Here is a 19145-nt window from a genome sequence, read left to right as displayed (position 1 = left end):
GTCGCGGAACGTAGAGCGGGGCGGAGGGCATATGCCAGCTGGTTCGAGCATGTTCACGACTGCGGGCGAAGATGATCGAAACCGCTGTACCGGCCGGTGGGAGTGTGTATGGCGGACGGCGGCGTCGAGGCACGGGAAAGGGGCCCACCTGGGACTGTGGGCCCCTTTCGTGTTCCAAGGTGTCAGATCTTGCCGAAGCCGTAGCCCATCAGCTTCTTCGCGTCCGACTCGCGCTGGATGGATCCCGTCGAGGCCAGGACCGTGCCGATGACGGTCTTGCCGTTCCTCGTCGCGGCGAAGACCAGGCAGTACTTGGCCTCCGGGCCCGAACCGGTCTTCACGCCGGTCGTGCCGCTGTAACTGCTGAGCAGCCCGTTGGTGTTGGTCCACGGCGCCATCGTGCGGGTGCTGCCCGTCTTCGTGACGGTCTTCGCCGTGTACTTCTTCGTCTTGACGATCGCGCGGAACGTGGAGCTCTTCATCGCGCTGCTCGCGATCTTCGTCAGATCGCGCGGCGTCGAGTAGTTGTTGCCCTTGCCGATGCCGTCGAACGAGTCGAAGCTGGTGTTCTTCAGGCCCAGTTTCTTCGCCTCGGCGTTCATCTTGCCGACGAACGACTTCACGCGCGCCGCCCGTGTCGAGCCGGTACCGAACTTGTCGGCCAGCGCGTACGCCGCGTCGCAGCCGGACGGCAGCATCAGGCCGTACAGCAGCTGGCGCACGGTGACCTTGTCGCCGACGATCAGCCGTGCGGACGACGCGTTGTTCGCCACGATGTAGTCGCTGTAGGCCATCTGGATCGTGACCTTGGAGTCCAGGTTCAGGTTCGTCTGTGCGAGCACGACCTTCGCGGTCATGATCTTCGTCGTGGAGCCGGTCGAACGACGGGTGTCCGCGGCCTTGGTGTAGAGGGACTTGCCGTTCGCGTTGTTCATCACGAAGCCGCCCTTGGCGGCGATCGTGGGCGCGGCGGCGGCCTGCGCGGGCGCCGCGTAGAGGGCGCCGGAGGCCAGCACGGCGCCGGTGGTCACGGCGGTGCCGACGGCTCTGCGGACCCGGATGCCTTGAATGCCGATGTTCAAGTGAAGTACCCCGATTGCGTTGAATGCCCCATTGCTGTGGCCGACTTGAGGCGCGACCGAGAGGGGCCGCACGAGTCTGACGCACACCCGGTGCGGATGGTTGTACGGGAAGGCCGGGACTGCTTTCGGGGTCCGCATCGTGGACGGGCGCACCCTTGGGTACGTGTTGTATCTATCCTGTCCGCATGAGTCCGGTCCCCGTGAAGCAACCCCCCGCCGCCGAGCGCGTCTACGGTCACGTCAAGCAGGGTGTCCTGGAGCGCCGTTACGAGGGCGGCACGCTGCTGACCGAGGGGGAACTGGCCGACGCCGTCGGGGTTTCGCGCACGCCGGTGCGCGAGGCGCTGCTGCGGCTGGAGGCCGAGGGACTGATCCGGCTCTACCCGAAGAAGGGCGCCCTCGTCCTGCCCGTCTCCGCGCAGGAGATCGCCGACGTCGTCGAGACCCGGCTGCTCGTCGAGGAGCACGCGGTGCGCAAGGCCGTCCCCGCGCCCCCGGGGCTCATCGAGCGCCTGGAGGCACTGCTCGCCCGGCAGGAGGAGCAGGCCGCCGCCGGTGACTTCGCCGCCGCGTCCGTCACCGACCGCTGTTTCCACGCCGAGATCGTCCGCAGCGGCGGCAACGAGATCCTCTCCCGTCTCTACGACCAGCTCCGTGACCGTCAGCTGCGCATGGGAGTCGCCGTCATGTACTCGCACCCCGACCGCATCGCCAAGACCCTCTCCGAGCACCGGGAGATCCTCGAGGCGCTGCGCTCGGGGGACCCGGAGGCGGCCGCCGCGGTCGTGGGCCGGCACGTCGGCTGGTTCTCCCACCTGGCCCGGGGAGAAGTGCGATGAGCGGTACGGGAGGTGCGGGTGCCCTGCCCGAGGGCCCTCCGGGCGGGCGGCGTGCCCTGGTGATGTGGGGCATCGGCGTCTCGGTCTACTTCGTCGCCGTCACCTTCCGTACGTCCCTGGGCGTGGCCGGCCTCGACGCGGCCGACCGCTTCGGCGTCAACGCCTCCGCCCTGTCCACCTTCTCCATCCTCCAGCTGCTGGTCTACGCGGGCATGCAGATACCCGTCGGCCTGCTCGTCGACCGGCTCGGCACCAAGAAGGTGCTGGGCATCGGCGTCGTGCTGTTCACCGTCGGGCAGCTCGGCTTCGCCCTCTCCCCGTCGTACGGCATGGCGCTCGCCTCCCGCGCCCTGCTCGGCTGCGGGGACGCCATGACGTTCATCAGCGTGCTGCGGCTGGGCGGCCGGTGGTTCCCGGCCCGGCGCGGGCCGCTGATCGGGCAGTTCGCCGGGCTGGCCGGCATGGCGGGCAACCTCGTCTCCACCCTGGTCCTGGCCCGGCTGCTGCACGGCATCGGCTGGACGGCCGCCTTCGGGGGCAGCGCGCTCGCGGGCGTCGCGGTGTTCGTCCTGCTCGTCCTGTTCCTGAAGGACCACCCCGAGGGCCACGAGCCGGGCCCCGTCCCGCACCAGGGTGCCGCCTACGTGCGCCGCCAGATCGCCGCCTCCTGGCGCGAACCGGGGACCCGGCTCGGGATGTGGGTGCACTTCACCACGCAGTTCCCGGCGATGGTGTTCCTGCTGCTGTGGGGCATGCCGTTCCTCGTCGAGGCACAGGGGCTGTCCCGGGCCACCGCCGGTGAGCTGCTCACTCTCGTGGTGCTGTCCAACATGGTCTTCGGGCTGGTCTACGGCCAGGTCATCGGCCGTCACCACGGCGCGCGGCTGCCGCTGGCCCTCGGGACGGTGGGGGCGACGGCCCTGCTGTGGGCCCTCACGCTGGCCTACCCGGCCGAGACGGCGCCGATGTGGCTGCTCGTGGTGCTGTGCACGGTGCTGGGTGCCTGCGGGCCGGCCTCGATGATCGGCTTCGACTTCTCCCGCCCGGTGAATCCTCCGGAGCGGCAGGGCACGGCGTCCGGCATCACCAACATGGGCGGCTTCATCGCGTCCATGACCACCCTGTTCGCGGTCGGCATCCTGCTGGACGCCACCGGCGGGGACTACGGCGTCGCCTTCAGTGCGGTCTTCGTCCTCCAGGCCCTCGGGCTCACCCAGATCCTGCGGCTGCGCGGGCAGGCGGCGCGCAGGGAACGGGAACGGCTGGTCGTCAGCCGGGTGGAGAGCGTGCACGTGCCGGTGTAGGGGCGCGGGAGTGCCCGGTGGGAGGAGTGCCCGGTGGAAGGAGCGCCCGGTGCGGAAGCCCCGGGCGCCGTCCGGGCTCCCGCGCCTCCCGCTGCCCCCGTCAGTGCACCTGGGGCGTCACCTCAGGGCGTCACCGCGAAGTGCCGCAGGATCGCCGCCGCCAGGTCCGGGTCGCCCTCCGTCTTCACCCGGTCCGACACCGCGTCCGGCGTCACCCGGCCGCACGCCAGGCGGACGTACGTCTCCCAGTCGAGGACGAGGGTGACGGCCGGGCCGAGGGCAGGGGCGGTCTCCAGCGTGCCGCGGCCCTGGATGTCGACGCGGACGGTGCGCAGGAACTCCACCGGACCGTGGACGTCGATGACCACGGCCGAGCTGCGCGGTGCCTGGGCCTTCTCGGCGACCACCCGCGGCAGCTCGGCGAGCAGCACGTCGCGGGCGATGTGCGCGCCGGGGGAGTCGAGGTTGCCGGGGCGGCCGAGGGCCACCCGCAGGTCCTGCTCGTGCACCCACACGTCGAACGCGTGCCGGCGCATGGACTCCTCCAGCGTGAGCTCCGAACCGAGCGGGCCGCGCACCGTCCTGCCCGGCTCACGCGACTCGTTCCGCAGCTGGCGGCTGCGGCGGATGATGACGTACTCCAGCTCGGAGGTCATCTCCGGCGCCGTGTGGTGGCGGCGCACGTCGACCTGGATCTCCGTGTAGCGCTGCCGGTCGTTGGTGACGTGGAACAGGTCGCGCGGCAGGGCGTGGATGGGGCGGGGGTCGCCCAGCATCTCGGTGTCCAGTCCGATGACATGGGAGACCACATCGCGGACCGACCACCCCGGGCACGGCGTCCGCCGGTTCCAGTCGGCCTCCACGAGCGGCTGCACCAGCTCGGATATCGCCTCGATGGAGTGGTTCCAGGCGTCGGCGTAGGGCTGGAGGGTGGGATGCAGACTCACGGAACGGGACCCCTCGGCGGTCGGTACACGGGCGGTTGTGGCGGCGGTGCCAGTGGGCGGTGGCTGCACTCGGCGGGCGTCTCGGGACTCCCCCGGTTCTCGGCTACGCTCGAACCGGGAGGGCCCAAGTTACGCTGCGGTGAGGCACCCCGGCAGTGCTTTCGTGTGACGATCGTAGGCCGTGCCGACGAGTCGAATGCCAGGACGGTGGTATTGTGCGCGCTTCGTTGCTCCAAGTCGCCGTGAACGAGGGCGAATCGGTCGAATCCCGTCGGCGCAGGGTCGCCGCTCTGGTACGGGAGCAGGCCGGAGCCGACCTCGTCGTCCTGCCGGAACTGTGGACGACCGGCGCGTTCGCCTACGAGGACTTCGCGCACGAGGCGGAAACCCTCGACGGGCCGACCCGCGAGGCGATGGCCGCGGCCGCGCGCGACACGGGCGTATGGCTGCACGCGGGCTCCGTCCCGGAACGGGGCACCGCCGACGGCGGTCCCCCGGAGGGTGACGCGCCGCTCTACAACACCTCGCTCGTCTTCTCCCCCACCGGCGACCTGGCCGCCGTCTACCGCAAGATCCACCGCTTCGGCTTCGACAAGGGCGAGGCCGTGCTGATGAGCGCGGGCGACGCGCTGGTGACGGTGGAGCTGCCGCACACCACGCTCGGTGTGGCGACCTGCTACGACCTCCGCTTCCCCGAACTCTTCCGCGGTCTGGTCGACGCCGGTGCCGAGACGCTCGTCGTCCCGGCGGGCTGGCCGGACCGCCGCCGGTCCCACTGGACGCTGCTGGCGCGGGCGCGCGCCGTGGAGAACCAGGCGTTCGTCCTCGCGTGCGGAACGGCCGGGACCCATGCCGGCGTTCCGCAGGCGGGTCACTCGATCGTGGTCGACCCGTGGGGAGAGGTCCTGGCCGAGGCGGGCCCCGGCGAGCAGGTCCTCACGGTCGACTTCGACCCGGCAGAGGTCGCGAAGACCCGCGACCGGTTCCCGGCCCTCAAGGACCGCGTCCTCGGCCTGGACCGCCCGCACCGCTGAGCCCTCGCGCCGGTACGGATGGCCCCCGGGGGCCGGTCCCTGGTCCTCAGTCCTCCCGCTCCTTCTCCGCCAGGTGGATCACGCAGACCGCCACCGCGATCAGCAGCGCCGGGTCCGCGTCGTCCCGTACGACGTCGACGCCGTACGTCTCCCGGATGTGCCGCCAGCGCCGTGAGACCACGGCGAGCAGCTCACCGTCGTACTCCACGGCGAACTCACGGTCGAGGATCTTGCCGCTGACGTCCAGCTCGGTGCCGTCCCTCAGGGCGACCCGGTAGTGGTTGCGCAGCAGGGACAGCCGCTTGCGCCGGATCGTCGCCAGCCCTTCGCCGTCCCGCTCGATCACCATGGTGTCGCGCAGGGCGAACATCTTCTTGTGGATGTCGATGAGGACGCGGCCCTGGGCGTCCTTCAGCTCGAACGTGTCCCGCAGCCGCATGGCCTTGCCGTCGACGAGGAAGACCTTGTTGCCCCGGTCGTCCTCGATCCAGTAGTCGTCACCGATCCCGAGGATCCGGTCGCGTACGAGGAATCTCATGACACCAGGGGTGCCCTCTCTCCCGTGTGCCGATGCCGCCGCTGGGCCGATTGCCGGAACCGGGCGGGCGGCGGGTGGCGGGTGGCGGGTCCGACGTCCCGTCAGACGCCGTACCCGTCGCTGTAGCCGTCGCGGCCGCGCGGGCGGGTGTCGTCGACTACCGGCGTGGCGGACGGTACGACGACGCGCCTGCGCCGGGCGATGCTGCTGAAGGTCGCCACACCGATCAGCCCGACGACCATGAAGATGATGCCGACCAGGTCCAGGTTGACCCCCTGCATGTCCCAGTCGGTCGCGAAGGTGAGGATCGCCCCTACGGCGATCAGGATGATGCACCCTCCGAGTCCCATGAGTGCCGCCTTCCTGGCCGGTGCTTCCGGCTCTTCCCCGGTCCTTCCGGTTGCCTCCGGGTACCCGGGCAGTCATCACTCATGCGTCGGAGGCGAGTTGACCTCCTGCCGGAAGACACGGGCCCGTGGCAGGAGGTCGACTCGTGCTAGCCGTCCAGGAACGCCGTCAGCGCGTTCGCCAGCAGGAACGGGTCCTTCGCGCCGCACAGTTCGCGCGCGCTGTGCATCGACAGGATGGCCACGCCGATGTCGACGGTCCTGATGCCGTGCCGGGCCGCGGTGATCGGACCGATGGTGGTGCCGCACGGCATGGCGTTGTTGGAGACGAACGACTGGAAGGGCACGCCCGCCTTCTCGCAGGCCGCCGCGAACACGGACCGGCCCGAACCGTCCGTCGCGTAGCGGTTGTTGACGTTGACCTTGAGGATCGGGCCGCCGTCGACACGCGGGTGGTGCGTGGGGTCGTGCCGCTCCGCGTAGTTGGGGTGGACGGCGTGTCCGGTGTCCGAGGAGAGGCAGACGGTGCCGGCGAAGGCGCGCGCCCGGTCCTCGTACGAGCCGCCGCGCGCGAACACCGAGCGCTCCAGCACGCCGCCGAGCAGCGGCCCGTCCGCACCGGTGTCGGACTGGGAGCCGTTCTCCTCGTGGTCGAAGGCGGCGAGGACGGGGATGTGGGGCAGACCCGCCCCGGTCGCGGCGACCGCCGTCAGCGCGGCCGTTCCGGCGTGCACGGACAGCAGGTTGTCCATGCGCGGGCCGGCCAGCAGCTCCTTGTCGCGGCCCAGGTACGCCGGCGGCTCCACGGAGTGCACCATCAGGTCCCAGCCGGTGACCTCGCCGGACGGGACGCCGGCGGTGTCCTCCAGGAAGGCGATGAGGTCGCCGTCGCGCACTTCCTCGCCCAGGCCCCAGACCGGCTGCATGTGGCGCTGCTTGTCGAGCTTGAGGCCGTCGGCGTTGACCGAGCGGTCCAGGTGGATGGCGAGCTGCGGGACACGCAGCAGCGGCCGGTCGACGTTCACCAGCCGGGTCGAGCCGTCCCGCAGGGACAGCCGGCCGGCCAGGCCCAGGTCACGGTCGAGCCAGGAGTTGAGCAGCGGACCGCCGTAGATCTCCACGGCCACCTGGCGCCAGCCCTGCGTCCCGCTGTCGGGCCGCGGCTTCACCCGCAGGTTGGGGGAGTCGGTGTGGGCGCCGACGATCCGGAACGGCGTGTGGGGGGCCGTGCCCTCGGGCACGTACCAGGCGACGATCGCGCCGCCGCGCAGTACGTATTTGCCGCCGCTCGTCCCGTCCCAGGCGTCCGTCTCCACGACCTGACGGAAGCCCGCCCTCTCCAGCCGCTCGGCGGCGTTCGCCACCGCGTGGTACGGCGTGGGCGAGGCGGCGAGGAAGGTCATGAGGTCGTCGGTGTGGCCGCGGTCGAAGGTGCGAGGGGCGCGCGCGGCGCTCCGTGGAGGGGTGGCGGCGGGAGACGGGCGGGCGGGTTCGCTCATGGGTTCACCTTAACGAGGGCGAGGGCCCGCTTCCCTGTGCGGAAGCGGGCCCTCGTACGGGCTCGGGCGGTTCTCGGGCGGTTCTCGGGCGGGATCGGACGAGATCGGGGGGATCTCCTCCGGTCTGTGCCGGGAGGTCCGGGGAGGTCCTAGAAGGCCGCCTCGTCCAGCTCCATCAGGTCCAGCTCGACGCCCTCGGCGATCTTGCGGGCCAGGGTGACGCCGGGGAGGACGTTGGCCGCGAAGAACTTCGCCGCGGCGATCTTGCCGGTGTAGAAGGCGACGTCCTTGTTGGAGGCCGTCTGGAGCCTGTCGGCGGCGACCGCGGCACCCCGCAGGAGCAGGTAGCCGACGATGACGTCGCCGGAGGCCATCAGCAGGCGGGTGGTGTTCAGGCCCACCTTGTAGATGTTCTTGACGTCCTGCTCGGTGGCCGCGAGGTCGGTGAGCATCAGGCCGACGATGGCCTCCAGCTCGACGGTGGCCTTGGACAGGTGCTCGCGGGCGCCCGCCAGCTCCTCACCACCGGTGCCGAGGGCGAGGAACTGCTTGATGTCCTCGGCGACCGAGTTCAGGGCCGCGCCCTGGTTGCGGACGATCTTCCGGAAGAAGTAGTCCTGGCCCTGGATCGCGGTGGTGCCCTCGTACAGGGTGTCGATCTTGGAGTCGCGGATGTACTGCTCGATCGGGTACTCCTGCAGGAAGCCGGAGCCGCCGAAGGTCTGCAGCGACTGGGCGAGCTGCTCGTAGCCCTTCTCGGAGCCGTAGCCCTTGACGATGGGCAGGAGCAGGTCGTTGAGCGCGTGCTCGGCCGAGGTGTCCTCGCCGGCCGCGGCCTTGACCGCGATCGTGTCCTGCACCGAGGCGGTGTGCAGGACGAGCGCGCGCATGCCCTCCGCGTACGCCTTCTGCGTCATCAGCGAGCGGCGCACGTCGGGGTGGTGGGTGATGGTGACCTTGGGCGCGGACTTGTCCATGAAGTTCGCGAGGTCCGGGCCCTGGACGCGCTCCTTGGCGTACTCCAGCGCGTTGAGGTAGCCGGTGGAGAGGGTGGAGATCGCCTTCGTGCCGACCATCATGCGGGCGAACTCGATGATGCGGAACATCTGGCGGATGCCGTCGTGCTTGTCGCCGATCAGCCAGCCCTTGGCGGGGTGCCGGTCGCCGAAGGTCATCTCGCAGGTGTTGGACGCCTTCAGACCCATCTTGTGCTCGACGTTCGTGGCGTACACGCCGTTGCGCTCGCCCGGCTCGCCGCTCTCGGCGTCGAAGAGGTACTTCGGGACGAGGAAGAGGGACAGGCCCTTGGTGCCGGGTCCGGCACCCTCGGGACGCGCGAGCACGTAGTGGAGGATGTTCTCCGACATGTCGTGCTCACCCGAGGTGATGAACCGCTTCACGCCCTCGATGTGCCAGGAGCCGTCCTCCTGCTGCACGGCCTTGGTGCGGCCGGCGCCCACGTCCGAGCCGGCGTCCGGCTCGGTGAGGACCATGGTGGAGCCCCACTGCCGCTCGACGGCGATCTGCGCGATCTTCTTCTGCGCGTCGTTGCCCTCGTCGTACAGGATCCCGGCGAAGGCGGGGCCGGAGGAGTACATCCACACGGCCGGGTTGGCGCCCAGGATCAGCTCGGCGTACGCCCAGATCAGCGACGGGGGAGTCGTCGTGCCGCCGATGGCCTCGGGCAGGCCCAGACGCCAGTACTCGGAGTCCATGAAGGCCTGGTAGCTCTTCTTGAAGGAGGCGGGAACCGGCGCGGTGTTGGTCTCCGGGTCGAAGACCGGCGGGTTGCGGTCGGCGTCGGCGAAGGACTCGGCCAGCTCGTTCTCCGAGAGGCGGGTCAGCTCCTCGAGGACGCTCTTCGCGGTGTCGACATCCATCTCCTCGAACGGTCCGGTGCCGTACAGCTTGTCGCGTCCGAGCACCTCGAACAGGTTGAACTCGATGTCGCGGAGATTGGACTTGTAGTGCCCCATGGTGACGGCTCCCGGTCCGTAGAGAGAACGGCGAGGCACTTGGTTCCTCGCACAGGTTTGCATACCAACAAGTGGCTACGATGATGCTACCCGCCAGTAATAAGAAGCAAGCCCGATCCGGCCATCTGTGACGAGATCCGCGGTTCCGCCTCTGTTCTCCCCTGTCCGTCCCTACCTGCCCGTACCCCGCCCGGCCCCGCGGTGCTCTCGGTACGCTTGCGCGCATGTACGGCTACGACCAGAACGTAGGGGCACAGCAGGGGTATGTCCCGCCGCAGCAGCAGATGCCGGGCGGCTATGGGCAGCAACAGCAACAGCAGCAGCAGCCGCTGTACCCGGAGCCGTCCGCACCGTCGCTCGCGGACGCGGTGCGCGCCTTCACCACGGGCCAGGTGACCGCCGAGGACTTCCAGCAGGTCTTCGCGACGTCCAAGGTGTACTGCCCGCGCGGCGACAACCCGGGCTTCCTCGCCCTGCACAACACCCAGCAGCCGGTGATCCCGATGTTCACCTCGCTGAAGGAGCTGCGGCGGTACGCGGGCAAGGAGTCCAAGTACTTCGTGATCACCGGCGCCGAGGTGATCGACCTGCTGCCGACCGGCTACGGCTTCGTGCTGGACATGGAGGGCGAGCACCGGATGGTGTTCGACGCGAAGGCCGTGGAGCAGATGGTCGAGTTCGCGATGCGACGCATGTACGGCTAGGCAGTTTCGGTTGGATCGGTCGGCCGTTGGTCCGGGTGTGCCGTCGACTGATGCGCAGTGGGCGCGGATCGAGCCTTTACTCCCGGACCGCACGCCGAAGCGGGGTGGCAGACGGCGAGACCATCGTGGGGTGATCGACGCGATCGCCTACGAGTTCCAGACCGGCACGCAGTGGGTTCACCTGCCGGAGAAGTACGGCAACTGGCGAGGCATCGCCACCCGCTACGAAAAGACCGTCACCGTCCACCTGGCCCGACTCCACATCGCGGGCGTCTTCCTCCGGCCTGCCCGGTGATCCAAACGAGACTGCCCAGGTGTGGCGAGCCCGGCCCCCGGCGCCGCCCTCACTGCTGGGCGGCGTCGTCCTCGCCCTCGGCGGTGTCGTCCTCGACGAGGATGGTGTGGACGCGTTGCAGCACGTCGAGGTGGGCGCGGTTGTAGAACTCGACCAGCGCGTGCACGACGACCGACTTCGCGACCGCCGTATCCCGGTGCGAGGAGAACTCCAGGTCGGCCAGGCCGGGGTGGTCCCTGTGCTGTTGGCGGACATCGGGTGCCATCCGCTCCGCCAGCCGCTGCCGTACATCGTCGGGAGCGTCCTCGTCGAGCGCTGCGAATTCCGCTTCGAGGTCCCCGCGAGGCCTCGAGAGCTGCTCCCGGATGGCGGCCATCGCCACGGGCGTGAGGATGCTGGAGTAGGCCAGCAGCAGGGACCGCTGGGTCTCGGGCAGGTCGTCGGCGAGCGTCCTGAAGTCCGGGGGCATGTCGAGCGCGGCCCGGTTCTCCATGACGGCCGTCAGCTCCCGCCGCATCCGCTGTCGGCGTTCGATGTCCGCCGCGAGTTCGGCGTCCAGGTCCCGGAGGATCTGCCGCGCCTTCTCGTCGCCGCTCTCGACCGAGGGGACGTCCGCGAGGGCCACGCCGAGGTCGGTCAGTCTGCGGATGCGCAGCAGGCGGACCAGATGGCTGACGCCGTAGCGTTTGTAGCCGTTGGGCGCCCGTTCCGGCTCGTCCAGCAGGCCGATCTCGTGGTAGTGCCGGACGGTCTTGGTCGTCGTGCCCGCGAGTTCCGCCAGCTGACGCGTACTCCACGCCACCAGGAGCCCTTTCTCCAGGATCGTGCCCGGCGGCCATTCAAAACCGTGCCCCTGGGGCAGGGAGTGGGGTGGTCGCGACCACGACCACGAACCGGTATTCGGAGACTGGACATGAAACGACAAGGCAGTGTCGGCCAGAGCCTGGCCTTCTTGGCGGTCCTCGGCCTGGGCGTCTCGCTGGCCACCGTGCCTGCCGCCGCCGAGGAGCCGAAGACGCCTCGGGTGAAGTGGGGCCAGTGCCCCGACGACGTTGTGGCCGAAGCCGCGCCGACCGAGCTGCGGTGCGCCACCGTGCCCGTGCCGCTGGACTACGCCGACCCGGAGGGCGAGCAGATCGACCTCACCGTCTCCCGGCTGGCCGCCGCCGACCCGGACAAGCGGCGCGGCGTCCTGATGCTCAACCCGGGCGGCCCCGGCGGGTCCGGGCTGGCGCTGTCCGCGCTGCTGGTGGCCCAGGGCCTGCCCAGCAGCGTCACCGACCGCTACGACCTGATCGGCATGGACACCCGCGGGGTCGGTCATTCCACACCGGTCAGCTGCGGCTTCACGCAGGACAGCCCCTACCACACCAACATCCCGCCCTACGCGGTCGACGACGCCGCGGTCACCGCGCAGGCGAAGATCGCCGAGCAGGCGGCCGAGCAGTGCGCGGGCAACGACCGCGACGGCCGGCTGCGCCACCTCACCACCGCGAACACCGCCCGCGACCTGGACCGGATCCGGGCCGCGCTCGGCGAGGAGAAGACCAGCTACCTGGGCTACTCCTACGGCACGGCACTCGGCGCCGCCTACGCGTCGATGTTCCCCGAGCGCGCCGACCGGATCGTGCTCGACAGCAACATAGGAGACACCCACCTCGACCGCGACGGCATGCGCCGCTACGCGCTCGGTATGGAACAGACCCTGCCGGACTTCGCGAAGTGGGCCGCCCGCCGGCACGACAGCTACGGCCTGGGCCGCACACCCGAACAGGTCCGGGCGTCCTACCTCGCCATCGCCGGCAAACTCGACAAGGCTCCGGTCGCGGGGATCGACGGCAGCCTCTTCCGGCTCCTGACGTTCGGCCACCTGTTCAAGCAGACGCAGTACCCCAAGCTGGCACAGACCTGGCAGGCGATGCTCGAAGGCGACGAGGCGGCGGCCCGCGGCCTGTCGGCCGCCCAGGAGGAAGGGACGGACGGGGCGCTGTCGCCGGTCGACAACGCCCTGACCGTGTTCCTCTCCGTCACCTGCAACGACGTCGAATGGCCCGAGGACGTCAACACCTACCGGCGGGGCGTCGCCGAGGACCGCGAACGCTACCCGCTGTACGGCGCCGCCACCGCCAACATCACACCGTGCGCCTTCTGGCCGTACGCCCCCGCCGAACCGCCGGTGGAGATCGACGCCGAGGGCCCGCGCAACGTGCTGCTCCTGCAGAACCGGCGGGACGCGTCGACCCCGCACCGGGGCGGGAAGATGCTGCGCGAGAAGTTCGGCGACCGCGCCCGGCTGGTCAGCGTCGACGACAGCGGGCACGGCGTCTACGTCCTGGGCAAGAACTCCTGCGCGTTGAACACCGCCACGCGCTACCTCGTCGAGGGCGAGATGCCCGCGAAGGACACGCTCTGCCGCGCGGACTGACCAGCGGATCCCCGGCGGCGCCCACGCCGCCCGCAGCCCGTCCGCCGGCGGCGTCTCCAGGGCGTGCCGGGTGGGCAGCTCGATCGTGAGGTACGACGTCAACACCACCGTCGCCGCCACCGCCGGAAGCAGCCGGGCGGGGCCCGCCGGCCAGGGGTGGCCCAGGAAGCCCCTTGGGTCCCCCTGGCCGAGGAGGACTGAGGTGTTCTGCCTCGGGAGGCCATGGACGGGGAATGCAGGTCCAGGCCCCCTGCCCGGTCCAGAAGACTCATGAAGATCTTGGGGTTCTGGCCCCGGCGCGCGAGCGGCGGGGCCAGACTCTTTCTTGTGGTGATGGGGGAATGGGCCGGGGAGACGGTCGGGCCGGATGTGTGGGAGACCTGCGGGGGCTGATCCCGGCAGGGAGTGTGGTCGCGTTCCTGGCCGAACATCGCGGGGCACTGTTTCCGGCGGAGGTGTTCGCGGACATGTACCCGTCGGTGAACGAGCGGCCGGGTATGCCGCCGCAGATCCTGGCCGCGACGGTCACGTTGCAGGCCCTGCGCGGGCTGTCGGACTTCACATAGAGAAAGGGGCCACCCTGCCTGCGGCCGGGCAGCCCTTCACCAAGATCTTCACGAGTCTTCTGGACGTCGCGTGACGGGCGGGTGGCCGACGCCGGTCGAGGAGCCTGCCGAGCCCGGAGGGAATGCCCTCCGGGCTTTCTCTGTTGGCAGTGGCAGAAAGTTCAATGCTCAACTAAAATGGCCGTACGAGAGAGAGGTACCGACATGCCTGCAGTGACCGTCGAGAACCCGCTGACGCTCCCCCGTGTGGCCGCTCCGGCCGACGCCGTGGCACGCCCCGTGCTCACCGTCACCACCGCGCCGAGCGGTTTCGAGGGTGAGGGCTTCCCGGTGCGCCGGGCGTTCGCCGGGATCAACTACCGCCATCTCGACCCGTTCATCATGATGGACCAGATGGGTGAGGTGGACTACGCGCCGGGGGAGCCCAAGGGGACCCCCTGGCACCCGCACCGCGGCTTCGAGACCGTCACCTACATCGTCGACGGCATCTTCGACCACCAGGACAGCCAGGGCGGCGGCGGCACCATCACCAACGGCGACACCCAGTGGATGACGGCGGGCGCGGGCCTGCTGCACATCGAGGCGCCGCCGGAGCACCTGGTCGTGTCCGGCGGGCTGTTCCACGGCCTCCAGCTGTGGGTGAACCTGCCGGCCAGGGACAAGATGATGGCGCCGCGCTACCAGGACATCCGCAGCGGCAGCGTCCAACTGCTCACCTCCCCCGACGGCGGCGCGCTCCTTCGCGTCATCGCCGGTGAGCTGGACGGTCACGAGGGCCCCGGCATCACGCACACGCCGATCACGATGATCCACGCGACCCTGGCGCCGGGAGCCGGGATCACCCTGCCCTGGCGCGAGGACTTCAACGGCCTCGCCTACGTGATGGCCGGCCGCGGCACGGTCGGAACCGACCGCCGTCCGGTCCACATGGGGCAGACGGCCGTCTTCGGCGCCGGTGGCTCGCTGACCGTCCGCGCGGACGAGCGGCAGGACTCGAACACGCCGGACCTGGACGTCGTCCTGCTCGGCGGCCGCCCGATCCGCGAGCCGATGGCCCACTACGGCCCGTTCGTGATGAACACCCGCGAGGAGCTCCAGCAGGCCTTCGACGACTTCCAGAAGGGCCGCCTGGGGACCATTCCGGCCGTGCACGGCATGTCGGCATCGGGGCCGCAGGAGTCCTGACCCGCCGAGCGTGTGGCGGCCCCGTCCGATCCCGGGCGGGGCCGTCGGCCGTTCCCGGCGCTGCGTGCAGTTCCGGGCGGCAGTGCTTCCCGTACTGCTCGCCCTGCCCGGTACGCCCTGCCCGGTACGGTGCTCCTGCGGGCGCTGCACCGGAGGATGACGAGGGCCTTCACGGGGTGGTGCGGTCCTCGTGGAGCTTGCGGTCCTCGGGGGGCGTCGAGGCAGCGGTCCTCTCGGTCCCGTCGGCCCCCTCGGGCGGGGTGTCCGACTCGTCCAGCTCGAACCAGATGCTCTTGCCCTTGCCGCGTGGGGAGACGCCCCAGGTGTGGGCCAGGAGTTCGATCAGGAGCAGGCCGCGACCGGAGGACGCCAGCTCGCCCGGTGTGCGGATGTGCGGGAGGTCGGGGCCCCCGTCGGTGACCTCGATGTGCATCCGGCGTCCCTCGGGCCCGCTGATGACCTCGGCTTGGAGGAGGGCGTCGGCGTCGGTGTGCACGAGGACGTTGGTGAGCACCTCCGACAGGAGCAGGACCGCCGAGTCGACCTGGTCCGGCGAGCACCAGTCGTGCAGCAGCTCGCGCAGGTGCTGCCGGGCCTCCGCGATCCGTTCCGGCTCGGACTGCTCCACCGTCAGCATGGTGCGGCGCAGCGCCGACCGCAGCGTGCCCGGACCGGCGCCGGGGCCCTCGGCCTGCCGGGTGAGCAGCAGCAGGGCGATGTCGTCCTCGCGGCGGTCGGTCAGGGGGCCGGTGGTGTGGTGCGAGGAGGGGCCGTGGACCGCCTGCACCAGGGCGTCGGCCAGTTCCTCCAGGCTGCCCCGGTGGCGTTCGAGGACGGTGCGCAGTCGCCGCCAGCCGGTGTCCAGGTCGTGGCCGCCGGTCTCGATCAGCCCGTCCGTGCAAACCAGCATGGTCTCTCCGGGCTCCAGGACCATGCGGGTGGTGGGGTAGTCGGCGCCCGGGTCGATGCCCAGGGGGACCCCGCCGGCCGTCTGCCGGGTCAGTACGGTCGCGTCGGGCATGCGGACCGCGGGATCGTGGTGTCCCGCGCGGGCGATGTCCAGCACCCCGCCGGCGGGGTCCACCTCGACGTACAGGCACGTCGCGTAGCGCGGATCGGCGGGGTCCGCCTCGTTGATCCCGTACAGGAAGCGGGAGGCGCGGGAGAGCACGGCGTCGGGCCGGTGTCCCTCGGAGGCGTACGCCCGCAGGGCTATGCGCAGCTGGCCCATGAGCCCGGCGGCCCGTACGTCGTGCCCCTGCACATCCCCGATGACCAGGGCGAACCGTTCGTTCGGCAGCGTGATCACGTCGTACCAGTCGCCGCCGACCTGGAGGCCGCCGCCGGTGGGGACGTACCGCGCGGCAACGCTCATCCCCGGGATGCGCTGCGGGCCGAGCCTGGGCAGCATCGAGCGCTGCAGGCCGTCGGTGAGGGCCCGCTCGCTCTCGGCGGTGCCCGCGCGGGTCAGCGCCTGGGCCAGCATCCGCGCCACGGTGGTCAGCACCGACCGCTCGTCGGGGGTGAAGGCGACCGGGTGGGCGAAGACCGCCATCCAGGTGCCCATCGTGCGGCCGGCCGCCGTCAGCGGCAGGAAGGCCCAGGACTGGTGGCCGAAGCGTTCGGCCAGCGGCCAGGTGAGGGGATAGCGGGCCTGATACTGCTGTGGGCTGGACACATAGATCGCGCGGCCCGTCCGGGCCACCTCGGCGGCCGGGAAGGTCGTGTCCAGAGGCATGGAGAACGGACCTTCGGAGTCGGGCTCCGGTCCGTGGTGGCCGATGACGGTGAGCTGGTCGCCCGTCACGCCGTACACCGCGAGTCCGTCCGGTGAGAAGCCCGGCATCGAGAGGTTCGCCGCGACCCGCAGCACCTCCTGTGTCGAGCGCGCCTCGGCCAGCGCCCTGCCCGCGTCCAGCAGGAACGCCTCCCGGGACCGGCGCCAGTCGCCGGTGACCGCGTTGCGGCCGGCGGGGGTGCCGGGTGCCGGATCGGTGACCTCCTGAAGGATCCCGGTGAGCAGGTACGCCTTGCGCAGGGGGTCGAAGGTCGGCTTGGAGCGGCTGCGCACCACCCGTACGACCCGCCCCTGGTCGTCCATGATCCGGATGCGTACCTCGGCGAGAGTGCCTTCGGCGACGGCGAGCTGGACCACCGCGGTGATCTCGTTCCAGTCGACCGGGTGCAGCCGCGCCCGTACCTGGGCCTCCGTGAGGGTGACCTGCTCGGCGGGCAGCCCCAGGAGCCGCGCCGAGACCTCGTCGACCGTCACCAGCCCGGCTGCTGTGTCCCAGTGCCATCTCCCGGTCTCGACGAGGGCGAGGACGTCCCTCACGGAAGGCAGGAACTCACCAGTGCGCATTGCCCCACTTTATGGAGATTCGTGAGGAAAATGCCACCGGCGACGTCCGCGGGTCCGGCCGGTAATCCTGGGGAAGCGATCGTGGACCGGCCGGTAGGCTTGGGGGAGTTTCACGTGAAACAACGGCCCCGACACCAAGACCCCGATCCGCGAAGGCTGGATGAACGACGATGCATCGGTACAGGTCCCACACCTGCGGCGAGCTCCGCGCCTCTGACGTCGGCACCGACGTCCGGTTGAGCGGCTGGCTGCACAATCGGCGCGACCTGGGCGGCATCCTCTTCATCGATCTGCGCGATCACTACGGCATCACGCAGCTCGTGGCCCGTCCCGGCACGCCCGCCTACGAGGCCCTGGACCGGCTCTCCAAGGAGACCGTCGTCCGGATCGACGGCAAGGTCGTCTCCCGCGGCACGGAGAACGTCAACCCCGAACTGCCGACCGGCGAGGTCGAGGTCGAGGTCGGCGAGGTCGAGGTGCTGGGCGCGGCGGCTCCGCTCCCCTTCACGATCAACGCCGAGGACGGGGTCAACGAGGAGCGGCGCCTGGAGTACCGCTTCCTGGACCTGCGCCGTGAGCGCATGCACCGCAACATCCTGCTGCGGACGTCGGTGATCTCGGCCATCCGCCACAAGATGACGGCGCTGGGCTTCAACGAGATGGCGACGCCGATCCTCAGCGCCACCTCCCCCGAGGGCGCCCGCGACTTCGTCGTCCCGTCGCGCCTCAACGCGGGCAGGTTCTACGCGCTGCCGCAGGCTCCGCAGCAGTTCAAGCAGCTGCTGATGGTCTCCGGCTTCGACCGCTACTTCCAGATCGCGCCCTGCTTCCGTGACGAGGACGCCCGCGCGGACCGTTCGCCGGGCGAGTTCTACCAGCTCGACGTGGAGATGAGCTTCGTCGAGCAGGAGGACGTCTTCCAGCCGATCGAGAAGCTGATGACCGAGCTGTTCGAGGAGTTCGGCAACGGCCGCCACGTGACGTCCCCGTTCCCGCGGATCCCGTTCCGCGAGGCGATGCTGAAGTACGGCTCCGACAAGCCGGACCTGCGCGCCAAGCTGGAGCTCGCCGACATCACCGACGTCTTCGAGGGCTCGGAGTTCAAGGCGTTCGCCGGCAAGCACGTGCGCGCGCTGCCGGTGCCGGACGTCTCCGGCCAGCCGCGCAGGTTCTTCGACCAGCTCGGTGACTACGCGGTCACGCAGGGCGCGAAGGGCCTGGCGTGGGTACGGGTCGGCGAGGACGGTGCGCTGTCCGGCCCGATCGCGAAGTTCCTCACCGAGGAGAACGTCGCCGAGCTGACCAAGCGGCTCTCGCTGGCCCCCGGTCACGCGGTGTTCTTCGGCGCGGGCGAGTTCGACGAGGTCTCGAAGATCATGGGCGCGGTCCGCGTCGAGGCCGCCAAGCGGGCCGGGCAGTTCGAGGAGGACGTCTTCCGCTTCTGCTGGATCGTCGACTTCCCGATGTACGAGAAGGACGAGGACACCGGCGCGATCGACTTCTCGCACAACCCCTTCTCGATGCCGCAGGGCGGCCTGGAGGCCCTGGAGACCCAGGACCCGCTGGACATCCTGGGCTGGCAGTACGACATCGTCTGCAACGGTGTCGAGCTGTCCTCGGGCGCGATCCGGAACCACGAGCCGGACGTCATGATCAAGGCCTTCGAGATCGCGGGCTACGACCGCGGGACGGTCGAGGAGAAGTTCGCCGGCATGCTGCGCGCGTTCCGCTTCGGCGCCCCGCCGCACGGCGGCATCGCGCCCGGCATCGACCGTATCGTCATGCTGCTCGCCGACGAGCCCAGCATCCGCGAGACCATCGCCTTCCCGCTCAACGGCAACGCCCAGGACCTGATGATGGGCGCCCCGACCGAGCTGGACGAGGCCCGCCTGAAGGAACTCCACCTGACGGTACGCAAGCCGCAGGCGAAGTAGACCGGCCACACGCCAGGGGGCCCGGAACCAAAAGCATAACGGGTTGCGGGCCCGCCCGGGTGGGGATGCGAGCGGGGTGTAGGGGTCGGTCCCGCCGAGCGGGACTAA

Annotated in this window: 17 protein-coding genes; 9 read left to right on the top strand and 8 right to left on the bottom strand. The window is 70.4% G+C overall.

Features of this window, described 5'->3' with window-relative positions:
• Positions 1-182 precede the first annotated feature (182 nt).
• A complete protein-coding gene (locus ACFWVE_RS13675; protein WP_384012524.1) occupies positions 183-1082 on the bottom strand; it encodes a D-alanyl-D-alanine carboxypeptidase family protein in 900 nt (299 codons plus the stop codon).
• Between the two features lie 185 nt (positions 1083-1267).
• Between ACFWVE_RS13675 and ACFWVE_RS13670 the strand changes: the two genes are divergently transcribed.
• Together ACFWVE_RS13670 and ACFWVE_RS13665 are read left to right on the top strand one after the other, a co-directional pair.
• Complete coding sequence (locus ACFWVE_RS13670) at positions 1268-1921, top strand: GntR family transcriptional regulator (protein WP_384012521.1); 654 nt, start codon at positions 1268-1270, stop codon at positions 1919-1921.
• Positions 1918-3225, top strand: coding sequence for a nitrate/nitrite transporter (locus ACFWVE_RS13665; protein ID WP_384012518.1), 1308 nt, complete (start codon positions 1918-1920; stop codon positions 3223-3225). Before ACFWVE_RS13670 ends, ACFWVE_RS13665 begins: the two co-directional genes overlap by 4 nt.
• Positions 3226-3347: 122 nt before the next feature.
• Here ACFWVE_RS13665 and ACFWVE_RS13660 read toward each other — a convergent pair whose 3' ends face one another.
• Positions 3348-4172 (bottom strand): maleylpyruvate isomerase family mycothiol-dependent enzyme, encoded by an 825-nt coding sequence (locus ACFWVE_RS13660; RefSeq protein WP_384012516.1) that lies wholly within the window; start codon positions 4170-4172, stop codon positions 3348-3350.
• Between the two features lie 215 nt (positions 4173-4387).
• Here ACFWVE_RS13660 and ACFWVE_RS13655 point away from each other — a divergent pair, with 215 nt between their 5' ends.
• The gene (locus tag ACFWVE_RS13655) at positions 4388-5206 is read left to right on the top strand and encodes a carbon-nitrogen family hydrolase (protein ID WP_384012513.1); all 819 of its coding nucleotides are present in this window, start codon (positions 4388-4390) and stop codon (positions 5204-5206) included.
• Between the two features lie 46 nt (positions 5207-5252).
• Here ACFWVE_RS13655 and ACFWVE_RS13650 read toward each other — a convergent pair whose 3' ends face one another.
• The 4 genes from ACFWVE_RS13650 to ACFWVE_RS13635 all read right to left on the bottom strand — a co-directional run bounded on the left by ACFWVE_RS13650 (position 5253) and on the right by ACFWVE_RS13635 (position 9566).
• A complete protein-coding gene (locus tag ACFWVE_RS13650; RefSeq protein ID WP_384012510.1) occupies positions 5253-5744 on the bottom strand; it encodes an LURP-one-related/scramblase family protein in 492 nt (163 codons plus the stop codon).
• A 101-nt stretch (positions 5745-5845) separates the two neighbouring features.
• On the bottom strand, positions 5846-6094 hold the full coding sequence (locus ACFWVE_RS13645) for a DUF6458 family protein (RefSeq protein WP_384012507.1): 249 nt from the start codon (positions 6092-6094) through the stop codon (positions 5846-5848).
• Positions 6095-6240: 146 nt separating this feature from the next.
• A complete protein-coding gene (locus ACFWVE_RS13640) occupies positions 6241-7590 on the bottom strand; it encodes a M18 family aminopeptidase (RefSeq protein WP_384012504.1) in 1350 nt (449 codons plus the stop codon).
• 149 nt (positions 7591-7739) lie between these two features.
• Positions 7740-9566, bottom strand: coding sequence for an acyl-CoA dehydrogenase (locus tag ACFWVE_RS13635; protein ID WP_384012671.1), 1827 nt, complete (start codon positions 9564-9566; stop codon positions 7740-7742).
• Between the two features lie 224 nt (positions 9567-9790).
• On the opposite strand from ACFWVE_RS13635, the gene ACFWVE_RS13630 reads away from it, so the two are divergent.
• Positions 9791-10270, top strand: coding sequence for an SseB family protein (locus ACFWVE_RS13630; RefSeq protein WP_042163063.1), 480 nt, complete (start codon positions 9791-9793; stop codon positions 10268-10270).
• A 37-nt stretch (positions 10271-10307) separates the two neighbouring features.
• Entirely contained in the window at positions 10308-10565 is a 258-nt protein-coding gene (locus tag ACFWVE_RS13625; RefSeq protein ID WP_384012501.1) for a transposase, read from the top strand.
• Between the two features lie 49 nt (positions 10566-10614).
• Here the strand turns inward: ACFWVE_RS13625 and ACFWVE_RS13620 are convergent, their stop codons facing one another.
• Positions 10615-11367 carry a MerR family transcriptional regulator gene (locus ACFWVE_RS13620; protein ID WP_384012498.1) on the bottom strand — a complete coding sequence of 251 codons (753 nt, stop codon included), beginning with the start codon at positions 11365-11367 and terminating at the stop codon, positions 10615-10617.
• 111 nt (positions 11368-11478) lie between these two features.
• Here ACFWVE_RS13620 and ACFWVE_RS13615 point away from each other — a divergent pair, with 111 nt between their 5' ends.
• The 3 genes from ACFWVE_RS13615 (at position 11479) to ACFWVE_RS13605 (ending at position 14741) form a co-directional block, all read left to right on the top strand.
• Positions 11479-12990: an alpha/beta hydrolase gene (locus ACFWVE_RS13615; RefSeq protein ID WP_384012495.1), complete on the top strand. Its 1512-nt coding sequence runs from the start codon at positions 11479-11481 to the stop codon at positions 12988-12990.
• Between the two features lie 407 nt (positions 12991-13397).
• Positions 13398-13556, top strand: a complete 159-nt coding sequence (locus ACFWVE_RS13610) for a hypothetical protein (RefSeq protein WP_384012492.1) — start codon at positions 13398-13400, stop codon at positions 13554-13556.
• Positions 13557-13760: 204 nt separating this feature from the next.
• Positions 13761-14741, top strand: a complete 981-nt coding sequence (locus tag ACFWVE_RS13605) for a pirin family protein (RefSeq protein WP_384012490.1) — start codon at positions 13761-13763, stop codon at positions 14739-14741.
• Between the two features lie 169 nt (positions 14742-14910).
• Here ACFWVE_RS13605 and ACFWVE_RS13600 read toward each other — a convergent pair whose 3' ends face one another.
• Positions 14911-17103, bottom strand: a complete 2193-nt coding sequence (locus ACFWVE_RS13600) for a SpoIIE family protein phosphatase (RefSeq protein ID WP_384012487.1) — start codon at positions 17101-17103, stop codon at positions 14911-14913.
• Between the two features lie 170 nt (positions 17104-17273).
• Between ACFWVE_RS13600 and aspS the strand changes: the two genes are divergently transcribed.
• A complete protein-coding gene (gene aspS / locus ACFWVE_RS13595; protein WP_384012485.1) occupies positions 17274-19037 on the top strand; it encodes an aspartate--tRNA ligase in 1764 nt (587 codons plus the stop codon).
• Positions 19038-19145: the final 108 nt, after the last annotated feature.

Source organism: Streptomyces sp. NPDC058632 (assembly GCF_042717095.1).
Lineage (GTDB): Bacteria > Actinomycetota > Actinomycetes > Streptomycetales > Streptomycetaceae > Streptomyces.
Note: the sequence above shows the minus strand (reverse complement) of the source record. Positions and strands in the feature narration are given on the sequence as shown.

Excerpts from the sequence above, each read along its gene's own strand:
- ACFWVE_RS13670 (WP_384012521.1), top strand. The coding sequence starts at position 1,268 with ATGAGTCCGGTCCCCGTGAAGCAACCCCCCGCCGCCGAGCGCGTCTAC.
- ACFWVE_RS13665 (WP_384012518.1), top strand. The coding sequence starts at position 1,918 with ATGAGCGGTACGGGAGGTGCGGGTGCCCTGCCCGAGGGCCCTCCGGGC.
- ACFWVE_RS13650 (WP_384012510.1), bottom strand. The coding sequence starts at position 5,744 with ATGAGATTCCTCGTACGCGACCGGATCCTCGGGATCGGTGACGACTAC.
- ACFWVE_RS13645 (WP_384012507.1), bottom strand. The coding sequence starts at position 6,094 with ATGGGACTCGGAGGGTGCATCATCCTGATCGCCGTAGGGGCGATCCTC.
- ACFWVE_RS13640 (WP_384012504.1), bottom strand. The coding sequence starts at position 7,590 with ATGAGCGAACCCGCCCGCCCGTCTCCCGCCGCCACCCCTCCACGGAGC.
- ACFWVE_RS13635 (WP_384012671.1), bottom strand. The coding sequence starts at position 9,566 with ATGGGGCACTACAAGTCCAATCTCCGCGACATCGAGTTCAACCTGTTC.
- ACFWVE_RS13630 (WP_042163063.1), top strand. The coding sequence starts at position 9,791 with ATGTACGGCTACGACCAGAACGTAGGGGCACAGCAGGGGTATGTCCCG.
- ACFWVE_RS13615 (WP_384012495.1), top strand. The coding sequence starts at position 11,479 with ATGAAACGACAAGGCAGTGTCGGCCAGAGCCTGGCCTTCTTGGCGGTC.
- ACFWVE_RS13605 (WP_384012490.1), top strand. The coding sequence starts at position 13,761 with ATGCCTGCAGTGACCGTCGAGAACCCGCTGACGCTCCCCCGTGTGGCC.
- ACFWVE_RS13600 (WP_384012487.1), bottom strand. The coding sequence starts at position 17,103 with ATGCGCACTGGTGAGTTCCTGCCTTCCGTGAGGGACGTCCTCGCCCTC.
- aspS (WP_384012485.1), top strand. The coding sequence starts at position 17,274 with ATGCATCGGTACAGGTCCCACACCTGCGGCGAGCTCCGCGCCTCTGAC.